This window comes from Robertmurraya mangrovi, assembly GCF_034427655.1.
Taxonomy (GTDB): domain Bacteria; phylum Bacillota; class Bacilli; order Bacillales; family Cytobacillaceae; genus Robertmurraya_A; species Robertmurraya_A mangrovi.
Genome location: NZ_JAXOFX010000005.1, coordinates 108,198 through 133,543, shown reverse-complemented (window position 1 = coordinate 133,543; position 25,346 = coordinate 108,198). Strand labels below are relative to the sequence as shown.

The 25,346-nt window shown below is 35.9% G+C and carries 29 protein-coding genes and 1 riboswitch; of the genes, 21 read left to right on the top strand and 8 right to left on the bottom strand.

The features are described from left to right. Window positions 1-72: 72 nt before the first annotated feature. Window positions 73-837, top strand: a complete 765-nt coding sequence (gene nucF / locus SM124_RS10215; protein WP_322446526.1) for a 5' nucleotidase NucF — start codon at window positions 73-75, stop codon at window positions 835-837. A gap of 52 nt (window positions 838-889) precedes the next feature. Here the strand turns inward: nucF and SM124_RS10210 are convergent, their stop codons facing one another. Then, window positions 890-1,390, bottom strand: coding sequence for a phosphatidylglycerophosphatase A family protein (locus SM124_RS10210; RefSeq protein ID WP_322446423.1), 501 nt, complete (start codon window positions 1,388-1,390; stop codon window positions 890-892). Between the two features lie 314 nt (window positions 1,391-1,704). Between SM124_RS10210 and yutH the strand changes: the two genes are divergently transcribed. From yutH to thrB, 5 genes are all read left to right on the top strand, one after another. Then, on the top strand, window positions 1,705-2,712 hold the full coding sequence (yutH, locus tag SM124_RS10205; RefSeq protein WP_322446422.1) for a spore coat putative kinase YutH: 1,008 nt from the start codon (window positions 1,705-1,707) through the stop codon (window positions 2,710-2,712). 109 nt (window positions 2,713-2,821) lie between these two features. Beyond that, window positions 2,822-3,787, top strand: a complete 966-nt coding sequence (locus tag SM124_RS10200) for a 2-hydroxyacid dehydrogenase (RefSeq protein WP_322446421.1) — start codon at window positions 2,822-2,824, stop codon at window positions 3,785-3,787. Between the two features lie 229 nt (window positions 3,788-4,016). Then, a complete protein-coding gene (locus tag SM124_RS10195) occupies window positions 4,017-5,312 on the top strand; it encodes a homoserine dehydrogenase (protein WP_322446420.1) in 1,296 nt (431 codons plus the stop codon). Continuing rightward, window positions 5,312-6,373 (top strand): threonine synthase, encoded by a 1,062-nt coding sequence (gene thrC / locus SM124_RS10190; protein WP_322446419.1) that lies wholly within the window; start codon window positions 5,312-5,314, stop codon window positions 6,371-6,373. Before SM124_RS10195 ends, thrC begins: the two co-directional genes overlap by 1 nt. Next, complete coding sequence (gene thrB / locus SM124_RS10185; RefSeq protein ID WP_322446418.1) at window positions 6,370-7,299, top strand: homoserine kinase; 930 nt, start codon at window positions 6,370-6,372, stop codon at window positions 7,297-7,299. The genes thrC and thrB overlap by 4 nt, the downstream gene beginning before the upstream one ends. A 98-nt stretch (window positions 7,300-7,397) precedes the next feature. Here thrB and SM124_RS10180 read toward each other — a convergent pair whose 3' ends face one another. Next, window positions 7,398-7,634, bottom strand: coding sequence for a NifU family protein (locus SM124_RS10180; protein WP_407691394.1), 237 nt, complete (start codon window positions 7,632-7,634; stop codon window positions 7,398-7,400). Window positions 7,635-7,816: 182 nt separating this feature from the next. Here SM124_RS10180 and SM124_RS10175 point away from each other — a divergent pair, with 182 nt between their 5' ends. Further along, window positions 7,817-8,131 carry a YuzD family protein gene (locus tag SM124_RS10175; protein ID WP_407691398.1) on the top strand — a complete coding sequence of 105 codons (315 nt, stop codon included), beginning with the start codon at window positions 7,817-7,819 and terminating at the stop codon, window positions 8,129-8,131. A 260-nt stretch (window positions 8,132-8,391) separates the two neighbouring features. Here SM124_RS10175 and SM124_RS10170 read toward each other — a convergent pair whose 3' ends face one another. Then, window positions 8,392-9,459 (bottom strand): NAD(P)/FAD-dependent oxidoreductase, encoded by a 1,068-nt coding sequence (locus SM124_RS10170; RefSeq protein ID WP_322446416.1) that lies wholly within the window; start codon window positions 9,457-9,459, stop codon window positions 8,392-8,394. A 542-nt stretch (window positions 9,460-10,001) separates the two neighbouring features. On the opposite strand from SM124_RS10170, the gene SM124_RS10165 reads away from it, so the two are divergent. Continuing rightward, window positions 10,002-10,241 carry a YuzB family protein gene (locus tag SM124_RS10165; RefSeq protein ID WP_322446415.1) on the top strand — a complete coding sequence of 80 codons (240 nt, stop codon included), beginning with the start codon at window positions 10,002-10,004 and terminating at the stop codon, window positions 10,239-10,241. A gap of 55 nt (window positions 10,242-10,296) precedes the next feature. Here SM124_RS10165 and SM124_RS10160 read toward each other — a convergent pair whose 3' ends face one another. Continuing rightward, window positions 10,297-10,998, bottom strand: coding sequence for a DUF2225 domain-containing protein (locus SM124_RS10160; RefSeq protein WP_322446414.1), 702 nt, complete (start codon window positions 10,996-10,998; stop codon window positions 10,297-10,299). Between the two features lie 284 nt (window positions 10,999-11,282). On the opposite strand from SM124_RS10160, the gene SM124_RS10155 reads away from it, so the two are divergent. After that, a complete protein-coding gene (locus tag SM124_RS10155) occupies window positions 11,283-11,642 on the top strand; it encodes a HesB/IscA family protein (protein ID WP_322446413.1) in 360 nt (119 codons plus the stop codon). A gap of 183 nt (window positions 11,643-11,825) precedes the next feature. Here the strand turns inward: SM124_RS10155 and SM124_RS10150 are convergent, their stop codons facing one another. After that, complete coding sequence (locus SM124_RS10150; RefSeq protein ID WP_322446412.1) at window positions 11,826-12,821, bottom strand: NAD(P)/FAD-dependent oxidoreductase; 996 nt, start codon at window positions 12,819-12,821, stop codon at window positions 11,826-11,828. A gap of 578 nt (window positions 12,822-13,399) precedes the next feature. Between SM124_RS10150 and SM124_RS10145 the strand changes: the two genes are divergently transcribed. From SM124_RS10145 to spsC, 5 genes are all read left to right on the top strand, one after another. After that, the gene (locus tag SM124_RS10145) at window positions 13,400-14,617 is read left to right on the top strand and encodes an NAD(P)/FAD-dependent oxidoreductase (RefSeq protein ID WP_322446411.1); all 1,218 of its coding nucleotides are present in this window, start codon (window positions 13,400-13,402) and stop codon (window positions 14,615-14,617) included. Between the two features lie 65 nt (window positions 14,618-14,682). After that, on the top strand, window positions 14,683-15,171 hold the full coding sequence (locus SM124_RS10140; RefSeq protein ID WP_322446410.1) for an NUDIX domain-containing protein: 489 nt from the start codon (window positions 14,683-14,685) through the stop codon (window positions 15,169-15,171). Between the two features lie 205 nt (window positions 15,172-15,376). Continuing rightward, window positions 15,377-15,499, top strand: a complete 123-nt coding sequence (locus tag SM124_RS10135; protein ID WP_322446409.1) for a YuiA family protein — start codon at window positions 15,377-15,379, stop codon at window positions 15,497-15,499. A gap of 146 nt (window positions 15,500-15,645) precedes the next feature. Next, window positions 15,646-15,969: a YuiB family protein gene (locus tag SM124_RS10130; RefSeq protein WP_322446408.1), complete on the top strand. Its 324-nt coding sequence runs from the start codon at window positions 15,646-15,648 to the stop codon at window positions 15,967-15,969. Window positions 15,970-16,145: 176 nt separating this feature from the next. Next, the gene (gene spsC / locus SM124_RS10125; RefSeq protein WP_322446407.1) at window positions 16,146-16,859 is read left to right on the top strand and encodes a stationary phase survival protein SpsC; all 714 of its coding nucleotides are present in this window, start codon (window positions 16,146-16,148) and stop codon (window positions 16,857-16,859) included. 56 nt (window positions 16,860-16,915) lie between these two features. On the opposite strand, the gene SM124_RS10120 is transcribed toward spsC, so the two are convergent. Both SM124_RS10120 and SM124_RS10115 read right to left on the bottom strand, forming a co-directional pair. Next, a complete protein-coding gene (locus SM124_RS10120) occupies window positions 16,916-17,707 on the bottom strand; it encodes a cobalamin-binding protein (RefSeq protein ID WP_322446406.1) in 792 nt (263 codons plus the stop codon). Between the two features lie 9 nt (window positions 17,708-17,716). Beyond that, window positions 17,717-18,193 carry a divergent PAP2 family protein gene (locus SM124_RS10115; RefSeq protein WP_322446405.1) on the bottom strand — a complete coding sequence of 159 codons (477 nt, stop codon included), beginning with the start codon at window positions 18,191-18,193 and terminating at the stop codon, window positions 17,717-17,719. Window positions 18,194-18,448: 255 nt separating this feature from the next. Here SM124_RS10115 and SM124_RS10110 point away from each other — a divergent pair, with 255 nt between their 5' ends. From SM124_RS10110 to SM124_RS10085, 6 genes are all read left to right on the top strand, one after another. Then, window positions 18,449-18,826, top strand: coding sequence for a DUF309 domain-containing protein (locus SM124_RS10110; RefSeq protein ID WP_322446404.1), 378 nt, complete (start codon window positions 18,449-18,451; stop codon window positions 18,824-18,826). Between the two features lie 78 nt (window positions 18,827-18,904). Next, the gene (locus SM124_RS10105; protein WP_322446403.1) at window positions 18,905-20,413 is read left to right on the top strand and encodes a leucyl aminopeptidase; all 1,509 of its coding nucleotides are present in this window, start codon (window positions 18,905-18,907) and stop codon (window positions 20,411-20,413) included. Between the two features lie 76 nt (window positions 20,414-20,489). Next, window positions 20,490-20,924, top strand: coding sequence for a DMT family transporter (locus SM124_RS10100; RefSeq protein WP_322446402.1), 435 nt, complete (start codon window positions 20,490-20,492; stop codon window positions 20,922-20,924). A gap of 269 nt (window positions 20,925-21,193) precedes the next feature. Further along, window positions 21,194-22,507 carry a Na+/H+ antiporter family protein gene (locus tag SM124_RS10095; protein ID WP_322446401.1) on the top strand — a complete coding sequence of 438 codons (1,314 nt, stop codon included), beginning with the start codon at window positions 21,194-21,196 and terminating at the stop codon, window positions 22,505-22,507. A gap of 78 nt (window positions 22,508-22,585) precedes the next feature. After that, window positions 22,586-23,179 (top strand): sulfite oxidase-like oxidoreductase, encoded by a 594-nt coding sequence (locus SM124_RS10090; protein ID WP_322446400.1) that lies wholly within the window; start codon window positions 22,586-22,588, stop codon window positions 23,177-23,179. Between the two features lie 150 nt (window positions 23,180-23,329). Continuing rightward, window positions 23,330-24,352 (top strand): SepM family pheromone-processing serine protease, encoded by a 1,023-nt coding sequence (locus tag SM124_RS10085; RefSeq protein ID WP_322446399.1) that lies wholly within the window; start codon window positions 23,330-23,332, stop codon window positions 24,350-24,352. Window positions 24,353-24,454: 102 nt separating this feature from the next. Here the strand turns inward: SM124_RS10085 and SM124_RS10080 are convergent, their stop codons facing one another. Then, window positions 24,455-24,628, bottom strand: coding sequence for a YjfB family protein (locus SM124_RS10080; RefSeq protein ID WP_322446398.1), 174 nt, complete (start codon window positions 24,626-24,628; stop codon window positions 24,455-24,457). A gap of 154 nt (window positions 24,629-24,782) precedes the next feature. Then, window positions 24,783-24,867, top strand: a riboswitch (cyclic di-GMP riboswitch). A 117-nt stretch (window positions 24,868-24,984) separates the two neighbouring features. Between SM124_RS10080 and SM124_RS10075 the strand changes: the two genes are divergently transcribed. Continuing rightward, window positions 24,985-25,194 (top strand): hypothetical protein, encoded by a 210-nt coding sequence (locus tag SM124_RS10075; protein ID WP_322446397.1) that lies wholly within the window; start codon window positions 24,985-24,987, stop codon window positions 25,192-25,194. The last annotated feature ends 152 nt before the right edge of the window (window positions 25,195-25,346 follow it).

Here is a 25,346-nt window from a genome sequence, read left to right as displayed (position 1 = left end):
CTAACAAATGGGGGTGCTTTTATGCCTAGAAATAAAAAGTTCGGGCACGATATTAATGGAGGAGTGATTCTTTTGAAAAAGTATAAAGGATATTTAATAGATCTAGATGGCACGATGTACCGAGGAACGGAGCTAATTGAAGAGGCTGCTCAATTTGTGAAAAAACTCCAAGAACTAAGCATTCCATATCTTTATGTGACGAATAACTCTTCAAGAACGCTTGCGCAAGTTGCTCAAAAGCTACGTGAATTTGGCATTCCGACTGAAGAAAATCAAGTATTTACTACTAGCCAAGCTACAGCTAACTACATATATGAAAAAAAGAATGATGCTTCAGTATACGTAATTGGGGAAGAAGGAATACGGACAGCAATCGAAGAGAAAGGCTTGACCTTTGGAGAGGAGCATGCCGATTTTGTTGTAGTAGGGATTGACCGTTCCATCAGCTACGAGAAATTGGCTGTAGGGTGTCTTGCAGTTAGAAATGGAGCTACTTTTATTTCAACAAATGGAGACATTGCGATTCCAACAGAAAGAGGATTGTTGCCTGGTAATGGGTCATTAACGTCTGTTATAGCTGTGTCTACTCAAACTAAACCTACTTTCATTGGAAAACCAGAGTCCATTATTATGGAACAAGCTTTAAAAGTGTTAGGTTCAAACAAAGAAGAGACGATTATGGTAGGAGATTATTACGATACAGATATTTTAGCAGGGATGAATGCAGGAATTGATACTCTTCTTGTTCACACAGGAGTAACTACAAGGGAACTGCTTGTAGGGTATGATAAGATGCCAACTTTTAATATAGATTCACTTAGTGAGTGGGAGTTTTAAAGGGCATAGAAAAAAGGATGGGGGGATAAAAACCTCCATCCTTTTTCACATGTTATTCAGTGTGAGCAGCTCTGTGTGCCAATCTACTAGACGCAGCAGCAGCGATGGCTCCAACCAAGTCGTCTAAGAACGTATGGCATTTACCAGAGTTTTTATCATTAAGGTCTTTTAATATACCCGGCTTCATTTTATCGATAAATCCATAGTTCGTAAAACCGATTGAACCGTACACATTAACGATTGAAAAGGCTAGAATTTCATCGACCCCGTACAAGCCTTCGTCTGCCTCAACAATCCCTTGTAGAGGTTGCTCCAGCATTCCTTTTTCAGCAAGGATATCTAACTGAATCCCTGTTAAGATGGCATTTTGTACCTCGCGCTTTGTAAGAACACGTTCTACGTTAAGTACACACTCTTTCATATCCAAGTTCGGGTGATATTTTTCTTGAAGAAAGTACACTAAGTCTGCGATATCTTGTATTTCTACCCCTCGCTCATGTAACCATTTACGAGCAGTTGCTTCAGTTATGTCCATTTTCTTTTCTTCACTCATATTATTCACCTTTTCTATTTATTTAGGCTATTTCAAAATTTAGCCCTATATTTATGAAGGTACTCACAAAGAGACCTTTTTGGGCTTAATTTCTTTTATAGAAAGAGAGATTAGCCTAGTTTAACTAAATATATTTTGTAGATTCATTCAATATGCAATATAAAAAAATTCAGGTCCCATTATTTCATCATTTCCACGAACGGAGCAGTTATTCAATAAAAAGACTCTTTTCTAAAACTTTGGCCACAAAAAACAAGTTTTACGTATCTACCTCATATAAATGAAATATTAGAATCATAAATGAGGTGTAAAAGATGCTTCAAGAGTTGCTACAGAAAAAGTACGGAATAAAAGTCGCAGATGAATTCAGAATAGAAAGTTATGAGGCCTGTAAAACAGATCAGGAATTATACTTATTGGTCCCAATTGGCGGAATGGAAAGAGAGGATTTGTTTGAACTCGAACAAATGGTTAATCATCTAATACAATACGGGGACCGACATGTTAGTCAGTTTAAAAAAACAGAAGAAGGTGAACCGGTAATTGAGTGGAAAGACGGAAGATATATCGTGCTAGTTAATAAATCTTTTGATAGTCCAACAAACCGAAATATCGGAAGAAAGTTATCTAAGTTTCATTACCGTGGAAGACTGTTAAATGTTAGAATGAACCGATTAAGTCGTATTGGTCAGTGGAAAGTGTTATGGGAAAAAAGATTAGATCAAATGGAGAAGGTTTGGACAGATTTACTTCAAAAGGAAACGGAAACTGAATTTGATAGGATGTTTCTTGAATCTTTTCCGTACTACATGGGATTAACAGAAAATGCTATACAATACCTAACAGATACAGAATTTGATGATGAACCTGCACCGGTGGATAGCGGAACGGTCTGTCATGTAAGGTTTGGTTCACATTCATGGGGAAAACAATATTTCGTGAAAAATCCATTTGATTGGGTATTTGATCATTGTAGTAGGGACCTTGCTGAGTGGACGAGAGAGCGTTACTTCCGAAATATCCAAACATATGAACCTGACGTGAAACATTTCCTAGCAGACTATCAAAGTGTTATTCGCTTATCGCCGTTTTCTTGGAGATTATTATATGCACGCTTGATGTTTCCGTTGCATTTCTTTGATTGTGTTGAAAATTATTATATTACTAACTCAGAACAACAACGATATACTCTTCAAGATCAATTTCAAAAATACTTAGATCAAACAAGGGAACATGAAAAGTTTTTAGGAAATTTTTATCAACTCGCTGAAGTACCAGTTCGTTCTTTCGGAATACCTGAACTGGAATGGCTAAAAAAATAAAATCCAATTCTTAAAATTCTAGTATGAATTAATAACTAGAACAAAAAATAATGCCTATAATTTATGATAGAACTTGTAAAAAAGTTAGATCAAATTAAAGGAGAAACAAATGAAGCCGTATATTTTTATCACGAGGAAATTACCAGAACAGGTTGTAGCAAGACTTACTGAAAAATATGAAGTAAAGATGTGGGATAAAGAGGATGAAGCTGTCCCTCGCGATAGACTTTTATTAGAGGCGAAGAAAGCAGATGCATTGTTAACGATGCTGTCAGACTCAATAGATGAGGAACTTTTATCGGTTGGAGAAAAACTGAAGTTAATTGCTAATTTAGCTGTTGGCTATGACAATATAAATGTCAAAGCAGCTGCTGAAAAAGGAATTCTTGTAACAAATACACCGGACGTTCTAACCGATACAACCGCGGATCTAACCTTTGGCTTGCTTTTAGCAACGGCAAGAAGATTAGTGGAGGCGGCTGAATTTGTAAAGGAAGGTAAATGGCAAAGTTGGAGTCCACTATTACTAGCTGGCCATGATGTTCATCATAAAACAATTGGTGTTGTTGGGATGGGAAGCATAGGGGAAACCGTCGCAAAGAGAGCAAAAGGATTTGACATGAACATTTTATATCATAATCGTTCAAGAAAACCTAAAGCAGAAGAAGACTTAGGAGCCGTTTACTGCTCTTTTGAGGAAATTCTCAGTCAGTCTGATTTTATTGTGTGCCTAACACCATTAACGAATGAAACAAAAAATCTTTTTAATCAAGAGTCATTTAAGAAAATGAAAAAATCAGCTATCTTTATTAATGCTTCTAGGGGAGCAGTAGTTAATGAGAAAGACTTATACGAGGCGCTGATAAATGGAGAAATCGCCGCAGTTGGCTTAGACGTCTTTGAAAAAGAACCAATATCAGCCAATCACCCACTATTACAACTTCCAAACGTAGTAGCCCTCCCTCACATAGGAAGCGCAAGTATAGAAACTAGAACAGAAATGATGCACCTATGCCTAGAAAACATTGACTTAGTCTTATCAGGTAAAAAACCAAAGACACCTGTTACTCATTAAAAAAACAATGAAGCACCTCTAATAAATAGGGGTGCTTCATTGTTTATTTTAGATCTAAATGATATTTTTTATTGAACAAAAACTCCTTAAACAAGCAACAGTAAGCGTTTACACACCAGCCCGTTCATAAATTTGTCTATTGTAAAAACAATCCACTACAATTATAATGTCTACTATACAAATACAAATGTTCATTTAGGGAAAACAAAAGCGTCCAGGAGGGGAAAACATGGAAATGATTTCAATCGGTTTATTAGGGTTAGGTACAGTCGGGACAGGAGTCGTTAAAATTATTGAAAATCACCAAGACAAACTAATGCACCAAGTAGGATGTCCCGTTCAAATAAAAAAAGTCCTTGTTAAAGACATAAATAAACAAAGAGCAGTAGATATAAATGTGAATTTGTTAACAACAGATGCAGAAGAGATCATCAATGATGCAGATATCGATGTAGTCATTGAAGTAATGGGCGGGGTGGAAGAAACTAGAGACTATCTTCTAAAGGCATTAAGAAACAGAAAGCATGTCGTAACAGCAAATAAAGATTTAATGGCTCTTTATGGATCTGAATTATTAACGACAGCATCTGAAAATGGCTGTGACCTATTCTATGAGGCTAGTGTCGCTGGTGGAATTCCCATATTAAGAAGTTTAGTAGATGGCTTAGCTTCTGACCGAATTACAAAAATGATGGGAATTGTTAACGGCACAACGAACTTTATTTTAACAAAGATGAGTAAACAGGGTAGTGCTTATGAGGAAGTGCTAAAAGAAGCACAACAACTTGGGTATGCAGAGGCTGACCCGACATCAGATGTAGAGGGACTAGATGCAGCTAGAAAGATGGCCATTCTCTCAACATTAGGTTTCTCTATGAAAATAGATTTAGATGATGTAAAAGTGAAAGGAATTACAAGCATTACAGAAGAAGACCTCGGGTACGGCAAAAAGCTAGGATACACAATGAAACTAATTGGGATTGCCCATAGAGAAGGAGAGAAAGTGGAAGTAAGTGTTCAGCCAACTCTATTGTCAGAATCCCATCCACTAGCCTCTGTAAATGATGAATACAATGCCGTTTATGTCTACGGAGAAGCAGTGGGAGAAACCATGTTTTACGGACCAGGAGCAGGTAGTTTACCAACAGCGACTGCTATTGTTTCAGATTTAGTTGGAGTTATGAAAAATATGCGCCTTGGAGTTAATGGGAAAAGTGCAGTGACCCCACAATATGAAAAGATTCTCAAGGAACCTAGTGAAATTTACTCCAAATATTTCTTAAGACTACATGTAAAAGATGAAGTAGGTGTCTTTGCAACGATAACATCTATCTTCTCTGAACATCATGTTAGCTTTGAGAAGATTCTTCAGCTACCTGTAAAGGAGAAAGGGCTAGCTGAGATCGTATTAGTAACACATCAAGCTGCATTGCAAGATTATGAAGACATTCTAGTGAAACTTAGAGATTTACAAGCGGTTAAAGAGATAAAAAGTTCTTACAGAGTGGAAGGGAGTAGCAAATAATGAGATGGGATGGTCTATTAAAATCGTATAAAGAGTTTTTGCCAATTACTGAAAATACTCCACTACTGTCATTAAATGAAGGTAATACTCCATTAATTAAGTTAGAACGTTTATCAGAGGAATGGGGAGTCGAATTATATGTAAAAACAGAAGGTACGAATCCAACCGGATCCTTTAAGGATAGAGGCATGGTGATGGCAGTAGCAAAGGCTAAGGAAGAAGGAAGTACTACCGTTATTTGTGCATCAACTGGTAATACTTCTGCAGCAGCTGCAGCCTATGCAGCAAGAGCGGGTATGAAATGTATTGTTGTGATTCCTGAAGGTAAAATTGCTATGGGAAAGCTAGCTCAAGCGGTTATGTACGGGGCAGAAGTTATATCCATTGAAGGGAACTTTGATCAAGCATTACAAATGGTGAGAAATATTAGTGAGAAGGAATCTGTGACTCTGGTAAATTCGGTTAACCCTTATCGATTGGAAGGACAAAAAACAGCCGCATTTGAAGTTTGTGATCAACTAAATGGTGCTCCGGATATTTTGGCCATTCCAGTTGGGAACGCAGGTAATATTAGTGCTTACTGGAAAGGCTTCAAAGAATATCATCAAGTGAAAAATAGTGGGCTACCAAGAATGCACGGTTTTGAAGCTGAAGGTGCAGCCGCCATTGTCCATAATCGAGTGTTTGAAAATCCTGAAACGATCGCAACGGCTATTCGTATCGGAAATCCAGCAAGCTGGCACTTAGCTAGTGCTGCTGTTAAAGAGTCTCAAGGTAAGATGGATGAAGTAAGTGATGACGAGATTTTAGCCGCTTATCGAAAACTGGCCTCTACAGAAGGAGTTTTCGCAGAGCCGGCCTCATGTGCCTCACTGGCAGGAGTTTTTAAGCAGCTTCAAACTGGTGGCATTGAGCCTGGAAGTAAGATTGTTGCCGTGCTAACAGGTAATGGGTTAAAAGATCCTAATACAGCGATTGATTGTAGTCCTATTAAGGCAATTCTTCTACCAAATGATGAGAAAGTTGTGGCTGAACATATTAAAGGAGTCGTTCATGTATGATGGAAGGAGAGATGTTCATTATACGAGTCCCGGGAAGTACAGCGAATCTTGGACCGGGTTTTGACTCTATCGGCCTTGCTCTTAACCAATATTTAACGTTAGAAGTAGAAAAGGCTAGTCATTGGAAAGTGGAAATGCTTTCTGAAGAGTTAAAGGTATTTCCGAGTGATAAGACCAATTATATTATTCAAGTTGCTCTAGAAACGGCAAAAAAATATGGCTGTAACCTACCACCCTGTTTGATTAAGATGAAAAGTGAAATCCCATTAACGAGGGGCTTAGGGTCGAGTGCGGCAGCTATTATTGCGGGAATAGAGTTAGCGGATTTTCTTGGACACTTGAACCTTTCGAGAGAAGAGAAGCTATCGCAGGCGGCGAGTATGGAAGGTCACCCAGATAATGTAGGAGCTTCTCTTTATGGCGGGTTAATCATAGGTAAACAAGATGGAGAGAAGGTAGATGTTGTATCGTTCCAACCAATCACCTTTGATGTAGTAGCAGTAATTCCTCATGAGGAGCTAGAAACAAAAGATTCTAGAAATGTTTTACCTAAACAACTCCCTTTTTCAGAAGCAGTTAAAGCGGGAGCCATATCCAATGTATTGGTAGCAGCTCTCTTAACAGGAGACTATAAGTTGGCAGGAAAAATGATGAAAGAGGATCTATATCATCAACCCTATAGGACACTGCTTGTGCCTCATCTTCAAGAAGTAGAGGAGCTTTCTCTAAAAGAAGGAGCTTTTGGGGTAGCTCTAAGTGGTGCTGGTCCAACTGTAGTTTGTTTTGCAGAAAAAGGGAAAGGTCAGAGTTTAAAAAACAAACTTCAATTATTAATGCCGCAAATGGATGTGCGTAATTTAGCGATTGATCAAGCGGGAAGTAAAGTAATGATTTCCGAGCGATGTCAGAAGTATCATAGTAATTGAGTATCTATTTTACAGCTATTGGCTTGGCTTCTTACAGCATTAGTCTAATGAAAAAAAGCGATTCGCTTATGCGAAATCGCTTTTTTAAATGCATCTAATTAGAATACTTGCTCAACTTCTACAACACCTGGAACTTCTTCTAGTAATGCACGTTCGATACCAGCTTTTAGTGTAATTGTTGAACTTGGGCAGCTTCCACAAGCTCCAAGTAAACGTAATTTAACGATACCCTCTTCAATATCTACTAATTCACAGTCTCCTCCGTCACGAAGAAGGAATGGTCTTAATTTATCTAATACTTCTTGAACTTGTTCTTTCATTGCTAGATCTGACATATAAAATCGCTCCTTTCCTAATATTATTATAATCACTTTACAAATAAAAATCTATTGATAAAGCCTATTTCCAATACTTGAAATTAAAAGAGCCTTTACAAAACATTTCATTTTTAATACGAGTATATTGTAAAATGACTATAAGGAAAGTATAGGTTGGAGGGGTAATATTGGAAAATAAAATGGTTGAACTAATTGTATTTGGTGCAGAGCAGCTTTGTCCTAGTTGTGTAAATTTACCTTCGTCAAAAGAGACATATGAATGGCTGGAGGCAGCGTTAGCAAGAAAGTATCCAAATCAGCCCTTTAAAGTGTCTTATGTAGATATTAATAATCCACCAGAGGACGATGAAAAAAAGGAATTTGCTCAAAAGGTCATTGATGAGGATATGTTCTATCCGGTTGTCCTGCTAGAAGATGAAGTGGTGGGAGAGGGAAATCCACGTTTAAAAACAGTTTATGCCGCAATGGAAAAACGCGGTTATCAACCAGAATAATATAAGCTGAAAGTAAGACTCTATTTTTTGTATATGATTTAAAAAAAGTCCCATTGCTAGAGGCAAAAAAAATACCCAGCATAAAAACATGCTGGGCTGAAAATAATAGTTTGGTGTTCGTTATTATATTAGACGAAGCATATATGCTTTTAGTTTCACTAAAATTAAAATTTTTTCAAAAATTTTTAAAAAAGTTTTAACCAGGCTTAAAAATAAGCTCTGAAAACAAAAAAAAGGCGAGATAATCGCCTTTTTAGATATCAACCGTTATGATATTTGTACATCCAAAGAATCCCTGATTTTAATAGTCGCGCAACACGGCCGGTTATAGGACGTTCAGCAACAAGACCAAAACCATGTTTTTTACCTAGTGAGCCTAATACACCTTTTAATTTAATAGGTGGGAAGGACTCTGGTAGTGGATCGTTATTCCATCTTTTAACTAAGACCTGGACAATTTGTTCTGCTTGCCCTTCAGCAAGTTGTGCACTTGGAGCATGAGGCAAGCTTGCACAATCTCCTACAACATAAACGTGTTCGTCGTTTGGTAGGTTATGATGTACGGTTAGAACTACTCTTCCTTGTGAATCTTTTTCTACATCCATGTCACGAACAATCACACTCGGTTGAATACCAGCTGTCCAAACGATTACATCAGAATGGATCGGTTCATCATGATTGTATAAAGTCTTTTCAGCAACACGAGTAATATTGGAATTATTAATAATTTCAACACCATGATTATGGAACCAAGTTTCTACATAAGTACTTAAACGAACAGAGAAAGCAGATAATATATGAGCTCCTCGATCAAAAAGTTTAATCTTTAAGTCAGGTCGACTCTCGTTTAGCTCACTAGCCAATTCTACTCCACTTAAACCAGCACCGACAATGCTTACAACAGAACCAGGTGCGAGGTTATTTAATTCTTGATAAGTTGCACGTGACTTTTCAATCGATTGAATGCTATAAGTGAACTCGGCTGCACCAGGTACATTATGGTACTTATCTTCACATCCTAAACCAATAATTAAATCATCATATTGAATAGGTTCTTTATCTTTTAGGAGAACTTTTTTACTATTTAAATCGATTCCGGTAACTTCACCATAAGCAATTTGTAAACGAGGGTGCTCAGGAAAGGACACACGAACATGTTGGTCTGAAATGGTACCAGCGGCTAGAGCATAATATTCTGTTTTTAAACAGTGATAAGGCACCTTGTCTATCAAAGTAATGGTTACATCTTCTGGAAGTTGATTTGGCAGAAGGCGAGCTAGTACTCTCATTCCCCCATATCCTCCACCAAGAACTACGAGATTTTTCATCTTGAATTTCCCCTTTATGTTACAATCAGTGTGATAGTTTAATTCCGATTTCTTTTATAACTACCCATATAAAAACGTTTGCATTAATCCGTTGGTAAAATAATAATTACTAGATTTACGATATATAAAAATAAAATTTGGAAAGTATTTATTTACTTATCCCAAATAAAAATAACTAAAAAATATTATTATGAAAAAAATTTATAGTATGAAAGGCTATGTTCAAGATGTTTTATAAAGTAATTTAATTAAGTAAATAAAACACCATAAAAAAGTATAACGAAATTGTGACAAAATCACAACACCAAGTTGACAAAAACTTGACAAAGTCATAGAAAAAATGATATTTAATTTGAAAAATTTGTAAAAGAGTTTTCCTAATATAGTTGTTACTATACCTGTGTTGTTTATGAGGTGGGGAGATCCATTGCAATAGATATAATAAGAAACTTTATTCTTGATGTTTACTAGGAAAAAAGGTACGATAAACAATTAGTAAAGCCGTGAAAACTGAAGGAAGCTTTTATTAATGAGGTGAGTAAATGATTAAGCCAATAATTGAGTTTTGTATTAGTAATATTGCTAGTGGGGCTCAACAAGCGAAGGAACAGTTAGAAAGAGATCCTAACTTAGATGTAATTGAATATGGATGTCTTGGCTATTGTGGAAAATGTGCCTCAACTTTATATGCTCTCGTTAACGGAGATGTTGTTACTGGAGATACAACGGAAGAATTAGTGGAAAACATTTATCAATATTTAGAAGATAATCCTATGTTTTAAAGGATATATAATCTATAAAAAATAGGGGCATGATTAGCCCCATAAAATAAACCCTCTATTGCACTGCCTCTTGTTCTTTTTGCATCTCTCTAATTTCATACCATCTCTCTCTAGCCATTGAGACTATCTTTGTTTCTACTGTGCTTTTTTGTTTTTCAATGACTTTTGAAAAGTATTTCACAGCTTGTTCAATCAAACCATTCCTACGAGATAGTTCTCCAATTAGATAGAATATTCTGACGTCAGACACTTGAGTACCCCGGAAATCATCAGCCATATAAGATTCTAAATATTCATGTGTGGCTAACTTCATGAATCTTCCTTCTTGATCCGGATCATTTAATGATCGGTATAACCATGCAAGACGCATATATAGGCCTGCAATATTAACATGCTTTTCTTTCTTTAAAGTGGCACAAAAAGCAGCTAGTTTATACGATTTAATCGCATCGTACACGGTCCTTTCCTCACCGTAATCACGAGGGACCCATTGACTACAAACTTTCTCTATAATTAGTTCTTTACTTCCTGGATGAAAATAAGGATTAGTATCATCTGAAAAAGAAAATCCACAGTGAGGGCAAACATTCACATGATAAAGGATTGGATTATTTTCGCTAGAAGCATATGTTGGACAAAAATCACTATCATATTCAGTGACTTTTATAAACCTTGAGCGAACTTTTTTCGTTGTGAATTTTTGCTTGCAAATAGGACATTCACAATTTTTATCAAACAATGGAGTTATTTCAGTCACAGTCTTCACCCTCTTTGTAGGTATTATATCTTATTGTCAAAAAGCGAATGAATCTTAATTACTATTATTATAACGTAAATGCTGTGATTAAAGAACTATTTAATACTAGTTTTTGGCTCTTTTCTAAAACTTTGTTGCTCTGTTTTAAGAAAAATCATTTGTTTGTTCAAGCTATTCAGTTGAGTAACTGGAACACGCTGTATATACTATTAATAAGGAAGGCTACTCGTATAATTACGAAATGACCTTTATGATAATTTCAAAAATATTGGAGGGAAGACACAGTGGATACTTTAACTCTAACTGAAGCAGCAGCTCTTCACATAAAAGATATGATGAAAGAAAATGAAGAAGAAGGGGCATTTTTACGTGTTGCCATTAAAGGTGGCGGCTGTAGCGGTCTATCTTATGGAATGGGTTTCGCTCATGAAATAGAAGAAGGTGACACAGAGCTTGAGCAGCACGGAATTAAAATGCTAATTGACAAGGATAGCGCACCTGCTTTAAAGGGGACGGTTATTGATTATAAACAATCCTTAATGGGTGGAGGATTTACAATCGACAACCCGAATGCAATTGCTTCTTGTGGATGTGGTTCATCATTCCGTACGGCAGCAAATGCTGGTAAACCAGAAGAGTGTTAATTCTTTTAATTCTTTAATTACAATCTTGAAATAGACCTATTGAAAGACTGTCCTGTGATTTTCAAAAAAGGATAGTCTTTTTTGTAAAGTTATTCTACTTGGACCATATGTTTTCAGCTACCAACAGTAAACTAGTCAAAATAAAAAGCAAAGCCCAGATGAGCTTTGCTGTATATAGTTCTATTATTTAAACATGGAAGAACTGTGAAGAGGCTGAGCTTTTGCTTTAGGATCAATATACGTTTTTGCATTGTTAACAGCAACTGGTGCTTCACCAAATCCGCAAGCAATAAGTTTAACTTTTCCTTCATAAGTACAGATATCTCCAGCAGCGTAAATACCAGGGATATTTGTTTCCATTTTCGAGTTAACAACAATGGAGTTCTTTTCAATTTCTAGGCCCCATTCTTTAATGGGCCCTAGAGATGAGACAAATCCATAATTACAAATGACAGCATCAACGTCTAGTGTTTCTTTTTCACCGCCGTTAACACCTTCTAATACAACTTGTTTAATTCCACTATCGTCACCGATCAATTCAGCAGGTACATATGGAGTTTTAATGACGACTTTGGAATTTTCAAGATTTTCAACACTATGCTCATGTGCACGGAATTTATCACGACGGTGTACAATGGTTACTTCTTTTGCAATCGGCTCTAACATTAATGCCCAGTCAACAGCCGAATCTCCACCACCAAATACAACTACTTTTTGATCAGCAAATTGGTTTAGGTCATCAATAAAGTAATGAAGGTTTTTACCTTCGTATTGAGTAGAATTTTCAATTTCTAGTCTTCTTGGTTGGAAAGCACCATTACCAGCTGTAATGATGATTGCTTTTGAGTAGTGCACTTCCTTATTTGTCGTAAGTTTAAACACTCCGTCTTCTTGTTTTTCAATTTTCTCAACGGATTGTTCTAATGCAACTGCCTGTTCAAAGCGAGCCATTTGTTCTTTTAAATTATTGATTAATTCTTGGGCACGTATTTTAGGGAAACCAGCAACATCATATATGTATTTTTCAGGATAAAGTGCTGATAATTGTCCACCTAATTGAGGTAGACTTTCAATAATCTTAACGGAAGCCTGTCTCATACCGCCGTAAAAAGCAGTGAATAAACCAGCTGGACCTCCACCGATAATGGTAATGTCATAAACTTTTTGATCTTCTTTCACTCCATATCCCCCCGTCAATATAATCATATGTCCAACCTATATATTACCACAAAAAAGAAAAATACTCACTTAATTCCTAGGTCTTTCCCACTTAAGATAGATTATAATAATTAGATGATTTTATGTGATAATAAGTGATTTTATATAGGAGAGAGGGTATAGAAAAAGTATAAGAACCTAGTAATATCAAGGGAATATAGATACTAATTTTCATAATATTCTCAAGTTTTTTAAAGTAAGATTTAAGCTTGAAAAAGAAATAGAAAAAGAATATCATGGAATGTAGGCATAATGTTAATAATTTGTGACAATTTTTTTACATTTTTTTGAATTATTTCGTGAAGAATATCACAATCTTTTTTTCTTGAACCTAGGTAATGGAAATATATATAAGTTTTGAATTGTTTTCTCTTTAAAGTATACATGATTAACTCAACACAGGACGCCCAAAATGTACTTATTAATGATAAAGTTTTAGAAAACAGCAAGAAACTAAATTAAATTTCCTTAAACAGTGGAAGATAAGAAAAAGAATAATTACATTTAAAAAATAATATAAAAGGTGGAAGTGATACACTTTGAGAAAGCCAAAAATCGTTGTGTTAGGTGCTGGATATGGTGGTTTAATGACTGTAACTCGCCTTCAAAAAGCTGTTGGAGTAAATGAAGTAGATATTACTTTAGTAAACAAAAATGATTATCATTATGAAACAACTTGGTTACATGAAGCATCGGCAGGAACTCTTCATCATGATCGAGTGCGATATAATATAAGTGATGTTATTGATAAAAGTAAAGTGGATTTTGTACAGGATACAGCTGTAGAAGTTAATACTGTTGATAAGAAAGTAATTCTTGAAAATGGTGAATTAACTTACGACTACCTTGTAGTTGCTTTAGGTGCTGAATCTGAGACATTTGGAATTAAAGGTATTAAAGAACATGCATTTTCAATTATAAACGTGAATGCAGCACGACAAATTCGTGAACATATTGAATATCAATTTGCTACTTATAATACAGAAGAAGAGAAAAAAGATGAGCGCCTAACAATCGTTGTTGGTGGAGCTGGTTTCACAGGTATTGAATTCCTAGGAGAACTTGTAAACCGAATTCCTGAGTTATGTAATGAGTATGATGTTGATTTCCATAAAGTAAAACTTCTATGTGTAGAAGCGGCTCCAATGGTGTTACCTGGATTCGATCCTGAATTAGTAAACTATGCCGTTTCTAAGCTAGAGAAAAAAGGCGTTACATTCATGATCGGTACAGCTATTAAGGAAATGAACGAAACAGGCATCGTTGTAGCTAAAGGCGAAGACCAAGTAGAAGAAATTAAAGCTAATACGGTTGTATGGGCTGCAGGTGTGCGTGGAAATAGCATTATTGAAAAGTCTGGCTTTGAAGCAATGCGTGGACGTGTAAAGGTTAACCCGGATTTAAGAGCACCTGGCCATGATGATGTATTCATTGTGGGAGACTGTTCACTAATGATTAACGAAGAAATCAACCGTCCATATCCGCCAACTGCTCAAATTGCTATGCAACAAGGGGAAGTATGTGCAAGAAACTTAGTTGCTCTAGTGCGTAACAAAGCTGAATTAGAAACATTTACTCCTGATATTAAAGGTTCAGTTTGTTCATTAGGTCACGACGATGCAATTGGTGTTGCGTTTGGTAAGAAAATGGTTGGAGGAAAAGCATCATTTATGAAAAAAATGATCGACAACCGTGCTTTATTCTTGGTTGGTGGAGCTCCGCTAGTTCTTAAAAAAGGAAAATTTAACATACTATAAGCAATGAAGAGGAACAGGCTAAATAAAGGTCTGTTCCTTTTTACTAGTTTTGAGGAGTGAATAAATTGGGGAATACAGATAGAGGGAAAGTTTGGCTTGCTGTTTCTGGATTAGTGATTTCAGAAGATGGAAAATGGCTTGTTGTGAAGAAAAAGTACGGCGGTCTTAAAGGAAAATGGTCCTTGCCTGCTGGTTTTGTTGACCAAGGAGAAACAGTAGATGAAGCGGTTATTAGAGAAGTTGCAGAAGAAACAGGAATCCATTGCAATATAAAAGGTTTATTAGGTGTTAGAACAGGTGTGATAAAGAGTGAAATTAGCGATAACATGCTTGTCTTTTTACTAGAAGCAAATGCGGGACAAGAAATACAAGTACAGACAAATGAACTGTATGATGTGAAATTCATGTTACCTGATGAGTTAAAGAAGGAAAAAGATGCATCCATTTTACTCCATTATTTACTCGACTCCCCTATATCCACCATCAAAGAGTTACAAGATGGAATTAATCCCGGCGATCAATTTGGATATACTGCCTATAAATTATTCTTTTGATTTATCATGGTGAAAGGAGCATGATTGCTTCTTATAATAAAAAAATAGAAATTTCTGAAATCTTTAGTAACCGTTAGAATTTGAAAGATAATTAGCCATGTATGCGTTTTCATGTATGGTTTTCTGTCTAATTTCGGACTTTTCAAATGGTGAATTTCTTGATATATTATCAGAAAATTCAGTCGTTTAAAAAGGAGTGTTCATAATGACAACAAAGATGGATTCTAAAGAATGTGTATACTGTTCTGGAAAAGGATACTTTCAACTTCTACTAGGCGGTTCTGAAACTTGCACTTGCTGCGGGGGATCTGGAAAGAAAAAAGACTAATATACTTAAAATTAACTCCACAAAATATGTGGGGTTTTCTTTTTTTGATCTTATTTTTTGACAATCTGAAGAAAAGATTCTTTTTAAATTGACTCTCCCTTTACCATTAAGTACACTAGAAGTTGATGTTTAAGGGGGAAAGACGAATGCAAATGACCATTTTTACTTTGCCAATATCGATGTTACTGTTTTTTGTGTTATTCTTTGGAATTGGCTTTATTTTAAATATGTTATTAAGAATGTCTTGGGTTATGGCCATTATTTATCCAATTATCTCAATCCTTATTGTAGACCAAGTTAGATTTATCGAGTACTTTAACAATAGCAAACATGCATTCACTGATTTAGGAACTAGGCTTGCTAACCTTGCACTTGCTGACATTCTCATTTTAAGTAGTGGACTAGCCGGTACAATAGTGGCGGGTATCACGATTAAGATGCTTAGAAATAGAGGATATAGAATGTTTTAGTTTTAATTTATAAGCTGTCTCTTATAAAAAATTTATTGGGATAACTCGTTACTATGACGGTATTCTCAACAAATTATTTTATAGGGGAACAGCTTTTTTTCATTTCTTTTCATTCCGAATTGAATAATTCTTTCTTGTTTGGGAAATGAATATTCTTGGGAGGAGTGAAAATTCTAATGAATATACTAAAAAAATTAACAAGACGGTTAATGATGTTGGTGTTATTTTGTGGAGCTTTATTGACTACCTTTCAGGGAGTATCAGGAGTAGAGGCAAAATCATTACCGACATATTTATCTACTGAAAATGAGTTAAGTAATAACGAAAATCGTTTTAGTTTAGGACATACATTAAAATCAATTGGTTTAGCATTTAAATTTTTACAACGTACTTCTACGGTAAGTACACAAATTTCTTCAAGTGAAGAGGTTGAGGGTGCACCACCGACGTTAGAAGAAGCGATTGACTGGTCTCAATATAAGACTACAACAGTTGTTGCTACAGGCTACACGGCGGGTTACGAATCAACAGGGAAAAATCCAGGCCACCCACAATTTGGGATTACATACTCTGGTGTAAAAGTAACTAGAGATTTATATTCAACGGTTGCTGCGGATTTAAATGTATTTCCAATAGGAACCATTCTTTTTATCCCGGGATATGGCTATGGGGTAGTTGCGGACAAGGGTGGGGCAATCAAAGGAAATAAGGTAGATTTATATTTTGAGACAGTTGATGATGTCTATAATCAATGGGGAAAACAGACCATCGATGTCTATATTGTTCAAAAAGGAAACGGTAAACTTACAGAAACTGATTTAAAGGCATTAAATGAAAACGAATCGATGCAGGTTTTCCGTCAACAATATACGAAATTAGAAAGAAAATAAATATCGTAAGAGGCAATTCCATAATAATCGATGGATTTGCCTCTTTGTATTTCTGCTTATATTGTGATTTTGGAGAACTCTTTAGGGTGAAGTAATTTCCCCAATCTTACAGCACCTTCTAATAAGCGAGGGGAAGGTCGGCAAAAAAGCTCTTCTTCTAAAACAAATATACGATTTTGTGCAACGGCAGCTAGTTCATCCCAATGGGGGCGTTTTTTCACTATGTTTGGATTTACTTTCTGTTTTCTAACCCCTACCCAAGCAAGGCATATGTAGTCTGGATTTCTATTATAAACATCTTCCCAATCTGTCTGAACACTTGCTAGTTCCACGTCTTTAAAGATATTATAAGCACCAACAAGCTCGCTAATCTCTGTTAGCCAGTTAATCTGCCCTGGAGTAAAGACAGGTTTTGGCCACCATTCCCAATACAGTGAAGGGGGATAAGATACTGCCGAAGTTATCTCTCTAATTTTATCAATCTTTTCTCGGAAATTTTTTGCCTTTGTTTCTCCTAGTAATGGTTCATTAAGTGCCTTTGCTGTACGAACTAGATCCCCTTCAATGTCTAATAAGCTCTGTGGGTTTAAAATAATATGAGGAATCTTTCTAGCTTCAAGTTGCTCGATATTTTTCTCCATGCCCGGAACACTTAAAGAGGCAAGGACAAGGTCTGGCTTTAATTCCTCAACCAAATCCATATTGATTGATAAGTCTGGACCTAAACGAGGGAGCTCAAGAATAGATTTTGGCCAATCAGAATAATCATCGACTCCTACTAATAAATGGGTAAGGCCAAGATAAGCAATGATCTCAGTATTACTTGGACAGATGGATATAATTCTCATATTTCACCTCTATTTCAATAGGAAATGCAAAAGTAATGTTAATAAGATCCCTGTTAAGCCTCCGAAAAACACTTCAATGGGCTTGTGTCCTAACAGTTCTTTTAATTCTTTTCTCTTTTCTTGTTCAGGCTTTTGTTGCCAAACCTTTGCTTCCTCTACAAACTTATGAAAGTCAGAAACGAGTTGATTTAAAACAATTGCTTGTTCCCCTGCTTGCCTTCTAACCCCTGTTGCATCAAACATTGTAATAATAGCGAAAACGGCAGACACAGCGAAGATAGCTGAATTCACGCCTGCTTCTAATGCCACACCTGTTGATAGAGCAGTAACAGCAGCTGAGTGAGAACTAGGCATACCTCCGGTGCTAGTTAAGAGTGACCAATCCAATTTTCTAGTTGCAATATATTGAATAGGTACTTTGATAAATTGCGCAAAGAAAATAGCAGCTAGTGAAGCGATTAATGAAAAGTTATAAAATAATTCCATGTTGGGCCACCTTTAGTTGAATTTATAGTTGATAAGACATATGGTAGTCTTAAGTGCAGAGTTAAAGCACATTAACCCTTTTAAAGTAACTTTATCCAGTTAGTGTACCTAATTTGAGTATATTATAAGTCTATATAAAAGTCCTACTACGTATTTTTTTGTAAAGTACAATAAGGTAGGCATTAAAGATGGATTCAAGATCCAATTTATAAAAAATTATTAGCACATAATTTCAAGTTAAGTGGGTGAGTTTCCTTGGATTATCCAATCGAATATTATGAGTTCTTTGTCCATTTTAACGAAGGTGATTATTACACTTGTCATGATTTACTTGAAGAAATGTGGATGACCGACAAAGGTAATTTGTTTTTTAAAGGGTTATTACAAATGAGTGTTGCCATCTACCATTACGAATATGGGAATGTAAAGGGGGCACGTTTAATGATGAAAGCTGCCCATGAATACTTACAAAGTTATCGTCCAACACATTGGGGACTAAACTTAGAACCTATATATGTATTTATTGAACAATGTTTCACCATTATACCACAACATATTGATCGAGTGCCTTACGAGGAAGTTGGAACCCTTCCGTTATTACCGAAAATCTATTTATATTTAGAAGACGAGTAATATAATTATAGATGATTAGAATCTCGAAATATTTCTTTTTTTCAGATATAATGAAAGAAATCAATTGGGGGTGTAAAAATGTTTACTGTTAATAAAGAGATGAATTTTCATGCAGAACATGATTGTTTAGTGATTGGTTTATTTGATAAACCAACAAAGTTTGATGGTAACCTTGAAAAGTTAGATGGTCTATTTGATGGCTACCTGACTGAATTAGTGAAAAGTGGAGATATCTCTGCAAAGAAAAAGGCGATTTCTAAAATACATACATTTGGAAAAATAGGAGCAAAAAGATTAATTTTCGTAGGTTTAGGCAAAGAAAAAGAAGCTTCATTTGAAATGATTCGTGAAGCATTTGGTAAAGTGTTTAAAACAGTAAAAGCTTCAAAATTTGGAGAAGCGGCTATTTATGTGGATACTTTTACTACTGAAAGTATTGAAGCTCAAGATGTTGCTCACGCAGCAAGTGAAGCGCTAGCCTTATCTACATACGAATTTGAAGGGTACAAACAAAAATCAAATGAGCCAGTAAAAAATATTGAAAGTCTTCAAGTATATACGGACACTAAAGAGGTAGAAGAGGTTCAGGCAGCGTTAACGGTTGGTTATGTGTACGGAAAAGGGGTTAACTCTGCTCGTACATTAGTTAACCTACCAGGGAACATGTTAACAGCTACAGATATGGCTAATTATGCAAGTCAACTTGGAGAAAAGTACGGATTTGAAGTAGAAATTCTAGAAAAAGAAGATATGTTAAAGCTTGGCATGGGAGCTTTACTTGCTGTTAACCAAGGATCTACAGAACCACCGAAAATGATTGTTCTTAAATATCAAGGCAAAGATGAATGGAAAGATGTAATCGGACTAGTTGGTAAAGGGATTACCTTTGATACAGGTGGATATTCCATCAAGCCTAAAGACGGTATTGTTGGCATGAAAACCGATATGGGTGGAGCTGCAGCAGTATTAGGGGCTATGGAAGTAATCGGGGAACTAAAGCCTGAGCAAAATGTCGTGGCTGTAATTCCGTCAACAGATAATATGGTTAGTGGGAATGCCTTTAAACCAGATGATGTTATTACTTCAATGAGCGGTAAAACAATTGAGGTATTAAATACAGATGCGGAAGGTCGTTTGGCACTAGCTGATGCAGTAACTTACGCAAAACATCATGGTGCAAACTTTATCGTTGACGTTGCCACACTAACTGGTGGAGTAATCATCGCATTAGGAAATGATACGACTGGTGCAATGACAAACAACGAAGAATTATTTGAGCAAGTTTTAGAGGCTTCTTATGAAGCGGCTGAACCAATTTGGCGTTTACCGATATTTGAAAAAGATAAAGAGAGAGTTCGCAGCAGCAAAATAGCGGACCTAAACAACTCACCTGGCCGTGATGGTCATGCCATTATGGGTGGTGCGTTCGTAGGAGAATTTGCAGAGGATACTCCTTGGGTTCACTTAGATATCGCTGGTACTGCAACAACTAGAAAAAACCATGACTTAGGACCAACAGGTGCTACTGGTGTTATGGTACGTACACTTGCCCTATTAGTAGAAAGATTTGAAACAGAAAAGAACTAATTGCTATGATTATAGAAGTGAGCTCTGGGATTCATTCCCAGGGCTCATTTATACGTTTAGAAGGTAGGGGAAATGGTTGAATTTTATCTATCCAATTTTAGCCTTATTAGGTGGATTAGCCGTCGGGATACAAGCCATCATCAACGGAGGACTGGGGAAAAAAACAGGAACAATTGAGGCATCCTTTCTCTCTTTTTCAATAGGAACACTAGCTTTGTTATTTATTGTGCTCTTTTTTGGAAAAGGAAATATCACAGCTATTGCCTCCGTGCCTAAGTGGCAGCTAACTGGCGGATTGCTAGGAGCATTTTATGTATTCATTATGGTGCTAGTCGTACCTAAACTAGGAGTTGCCTCTAGTTTAATGGCGGTCATTGTAGGTCAATTACTAATGGGAGCCATTATTGACCATTTCGGTCTATTCGGTGGAAAGCAAATCCCCTTCGATGGCAATAAGCTATTTGCGGTTGTAATCTTCTTTATTGCAATCTACTTCTTTTACCGAAAATAAATGTTTTGGAGGGTTTTCTTAAAGTTATGCTTTGAGGAAACTCTCTTTTTTAAATAGGGTCTTTTTGAAAAATGGTTGTTTATGTCAACGTTTATATTACTGAGTGGAGCGGAAAGGAACGGACAAAATTATATGCAGAAACAACATGAAACAGTCAATAAATAAAAATCCTATTGACAACAAAAGTTATAGTATGATAATTTAATACTTGTATTTTAACACTCTACCAATTTAGCAAACTAAAGTAACGAGAGGAGAAACACAACATTATGAATGCGGTAGTTATTGCTGTCTTAATCATGCTAATTTTAAGTCTACTACGAGTGAACGTTGTATTTGCACTAATTGCAGGGGCATTAGTAGGTGGACTTACAGGCGGATTATCTATAGATAAAACCATCGAAGTATTTACGGGAGGATTAGGAGGAAGTGCATCTGTTGCATTAAGCTATGCTTTACTAGGTGGATTCGCTATCTCCATCTCAAAAACAGGCTTGCCTAACCTCATTGTAGAATCAGTACTAAAAATGGTTGGTAAAAACGAAGAATCAAAAGCTAAAACGTACTCAAAAGCTCTTATCATCTTATTTATTCTATTAATGGCTTGTTTCTCTCAAAACTTAATTCCAATCCATATTGCTTTTATACCAATCCTAATTCCACCTTTATTAAAGGTAATGAATGAATTAAAGATTGATAGACGTTTGATTGCATCTGTACTAACATTTGGCTTAACGGCTCCTTATATTTTATTACCAGCGGGCTTCGGAAAAATATTTCATGACATTCTAGCAACAAATATGGCTGAAAGTGGACTAGCTATTAACGTATCTGATATTCCAAAAGCTATGCTTATACCAACAGCGGGTCTCTTAGTAGGATTAGTAATTGCTGTTTTCATCTCTTATCGAAAAAGTAGAGAGTATGAGCAATATGAAGCAGTCCAACTTGAAAGTACTAAATATTCAAAGGTAGGAATTATCTTTTCAATTCTAGCGATTGTAGCTGCTCTAGTTGTTCAAATTGTTTTAGATTCGATGGTTTTTGGAGCACTGGCAGGAATTGTGGTTATTTACTTAAGTGGCTCCATTAAATGGAGAGAAGCAGATGACCTATTGACAGAGGGTATGAAAATGATGGCATTCATTGGTTTTGTCATGTTATCAGCTTTTGGATTTGCCGCTGTATTAAAAGAAACAGGGCATGTAGATGAACTAGTCAAACAAGCGGCTGCTATGATTGGAGGAAACCAGTCACTTGCTGCGATTTTAATGCTATTAGTAGGTTTGTTAGTTACTATGGGAATTGGCTCTTCATTTTCAACGATTCCTATCATAGCTACTATTTTTGTACCTTTATCACTTGAGCTCGGGTTTAGTCCGATGGCAACTATAGCTTTAGTTGGTACAGCTGCTGCACTTGGAGATGCGGGTTCTCCAGCATCAGATAGTACATTAGGGCCAACATCTGGGCTTAATGTAGATGGACAACACAATCATATTTGGGATACTTGTGTACCAACCTTTATCCATTACAATATTCCGCTTATTGTATTTGGTTGGATTGCGGCAATGGTATTATAATTTAGACAGCTTCTCTTTTGGGAGCTGTTTTTGTATTATAGGTAAATAAAGGTTGTTAACATATGGATGGTGAAAAAAATGTACTTTGGAAAGGAACGTAAGAATTTAGACAGTCGGGTTCCACCGGATCAGAATGTTACCACTGGATTTCCTGTCCTTCATCACGGAAATGTCCCTTATTACTCTGATATGTCTAAATGGAGTTTAAAAATATTTGGGGCAGTTGAAGAATCAATTATATTCAGTTATGAAGAATTTATGAACTTACCTCAATATGAGTATACGAATGATATTCATTGTGTGACGGGTTGGTCTAAATTAGATAATGTTTGGAAAGGGATCTCTGTAAAAGAGTTGTTGAAACATATATCCATTTTAGAAGAAGCTAAATATGTTATTTTACATGCTGAAGAAGGCTGGACAACAAACCTACCATTAGAGGATTTCATGAAAGAGACCAGTTTACTTGCCCATAGTCATAATGGTGAAATCTTAACGCCGGAACATGGATTTCCGCTTAGAGCGGTCATTCCCCATCTGTATTTCTGGAAAAGTGCTAAATGGGTAAGAGGAATTGAATTCTCGGCAGTTGATAAGCCAGGATTTTGGGAAAAGAATGGCTATCATATGTACGGAGATCCTTGGCGTTCACAGCGTTTTGAATGGGATTAACAAAATAGAAAAACATATAGAGGCTCACTGATTCTTTTTGCCTCTATTTTTTATTTACAATAGATCTCATTGATAAAGGGCTTTTGGCAGTAATTGTCGAAAACTACATAGTTATAGTAGTAAATATTTCATGGTAGGTGGATATTGTTTATGAAACGTAAACGTAAGATTGTTATTTTCGTATTATTACTCCTAATAATAGCAGCATTTGTTCCAACTCCTTATTACATTTATGAGCCTGGTTCAGTAGAAGAACTATCTGCAAAAGTTAATGTTGAAGATGGGAATAAGAACGCTAAAGGTCATTTTTACCTCACAACTATATTTTCAATAGAAGCTAGTAATATCTATCACTTGGCTTATGCATTACTTACCCCTTATACAGAAATTAAAAAAACTAGCGAGGTTCAAGCAGATCTATCGGACGAAGAATATTCAAATTTACTGTCATTTATGATGAGAGATTCTAAACAAAATGCCATAGTAGCAAGTTTTAATCAAGCTAATGTTAAAACAAATATTAATTATCAAGGGATTTTTGTAAAAGGTATTAGAGAGGATTCCAAGGCTAAAGGGGTACTTCAAGTCGGAGACATCATTACGATGGTTGATGGGAAAAACATAATAGAAGTACAAGAGTTTACTAGATATTTGGATGAAAATAAAAAAGTAGGAGATTTAGTGAATTTAGCTGTTCAAAGAAATGGTAAAACCGTGACAAAAGAAGTCGAGGTTATAGGTCTACAGAATGAAAAAGTCGGTCTAGGAATCATTCCAGAAGAGGATTTTACCGTTACAACAAATGATAAGAAAGTGGAGCTGGATAGTGAAGATATCGGAGGTCCTTCTGCTGGTCTCATGTTTTCTTTAGAAATATTTAATCAGCTCACATCCATTGACTACACAAAAGGCTATAAAGTTGCAGGAACGGGTACAATAGACCATATGGGTAATGTAGGTCAAATAGGTGGGATTAAGCATAAGGTCACATCAGCATCCAGAGAAGGGATAGATATCTTTTTTGTCCCCAAAGACATCAATGAGGTAGATGCAAATGAAAAAGATGCTTTAGAAGAAGTGAAAGAAAATAACTATACCTTAAAAGTTATACCCGTAGCCTCTCTAAAAGAAGCTGTAGATTATTTGAAAACAATTCCAGAGAATAAGAAGTAAGGAGAAAGCTGTCTGTACTATCTATATTGATAGTAACAGACAGCTTTTTTTAGCATAAGCTTATCATTGGACTGTTAAAGTTCTAAAACCTTCTGCTAAATTCTATACCTTTAAATCTATCGTTTGCCCCGAGGTAGGATGGGGTGCTTGAAGCATCTGGACAAGTTGATTTTGGTCCTGTTGGGCAGTATCCATTACCTTCTTTAGTAGCGATATACTCACTTTTTCAGCAAGAGCCGCTTGGTTCATACCTATTGATAATGCAGGTATATTCAAAAAATCACCTCCCATCCTTATATCGACTAATTCTTACCATTTATCAGTCTTTAAGAAATTTTTATTGTGGCCTGGGAGGAAATGACTATTTATGTGTAAATTTGTTGAAAATTGTTGTAATTATGATGCTAAAGTTTTATATTTTAATTATACAAGTGTAAAAGGGCAAACTTATTGAAAAATAAGGACGCAAAGCCACGAGTCTAAGGTCACGGAACTATGACGGTCGGGTTGCCAAAAAGGATTGGATCCTTGTTGCACATAGGTTAATGGTTGTATCTTCCGTTGTAACTAAGTATCCACCAATCTTTTTTTTGAACTTTTTTTATCTTAAAATTGGAAGGTGGAGGCTTGCAGTGGGTTTATTATTTGGTACAGTTGAGTATTTTGAAAGTGAATTAACGAGTGGCAAACAAACGGGAAATGAAGTCCCTTCCCAAATCTATTTAAATTTAGAAAAAGAAATAAGGTTTGATTTTATTTGCGACGAACAATTACGATCACAATGTTTACAAAATTTAACGATTGCCTATAAAAAATTAACCGATTCTAGATTAGCTGTTTAATAAAGACATTAAAGCAATACTCCTGGAGTGTTGCTTTTTTTATAAGGAAATATTAAACGATTTAATCTTCAAGTAATGTTACTAAATCATATGTGCTTATGTTTAGAAGTAAATTTAAGCCATATTCTTGTATAAGAGAACAGAACCATGCC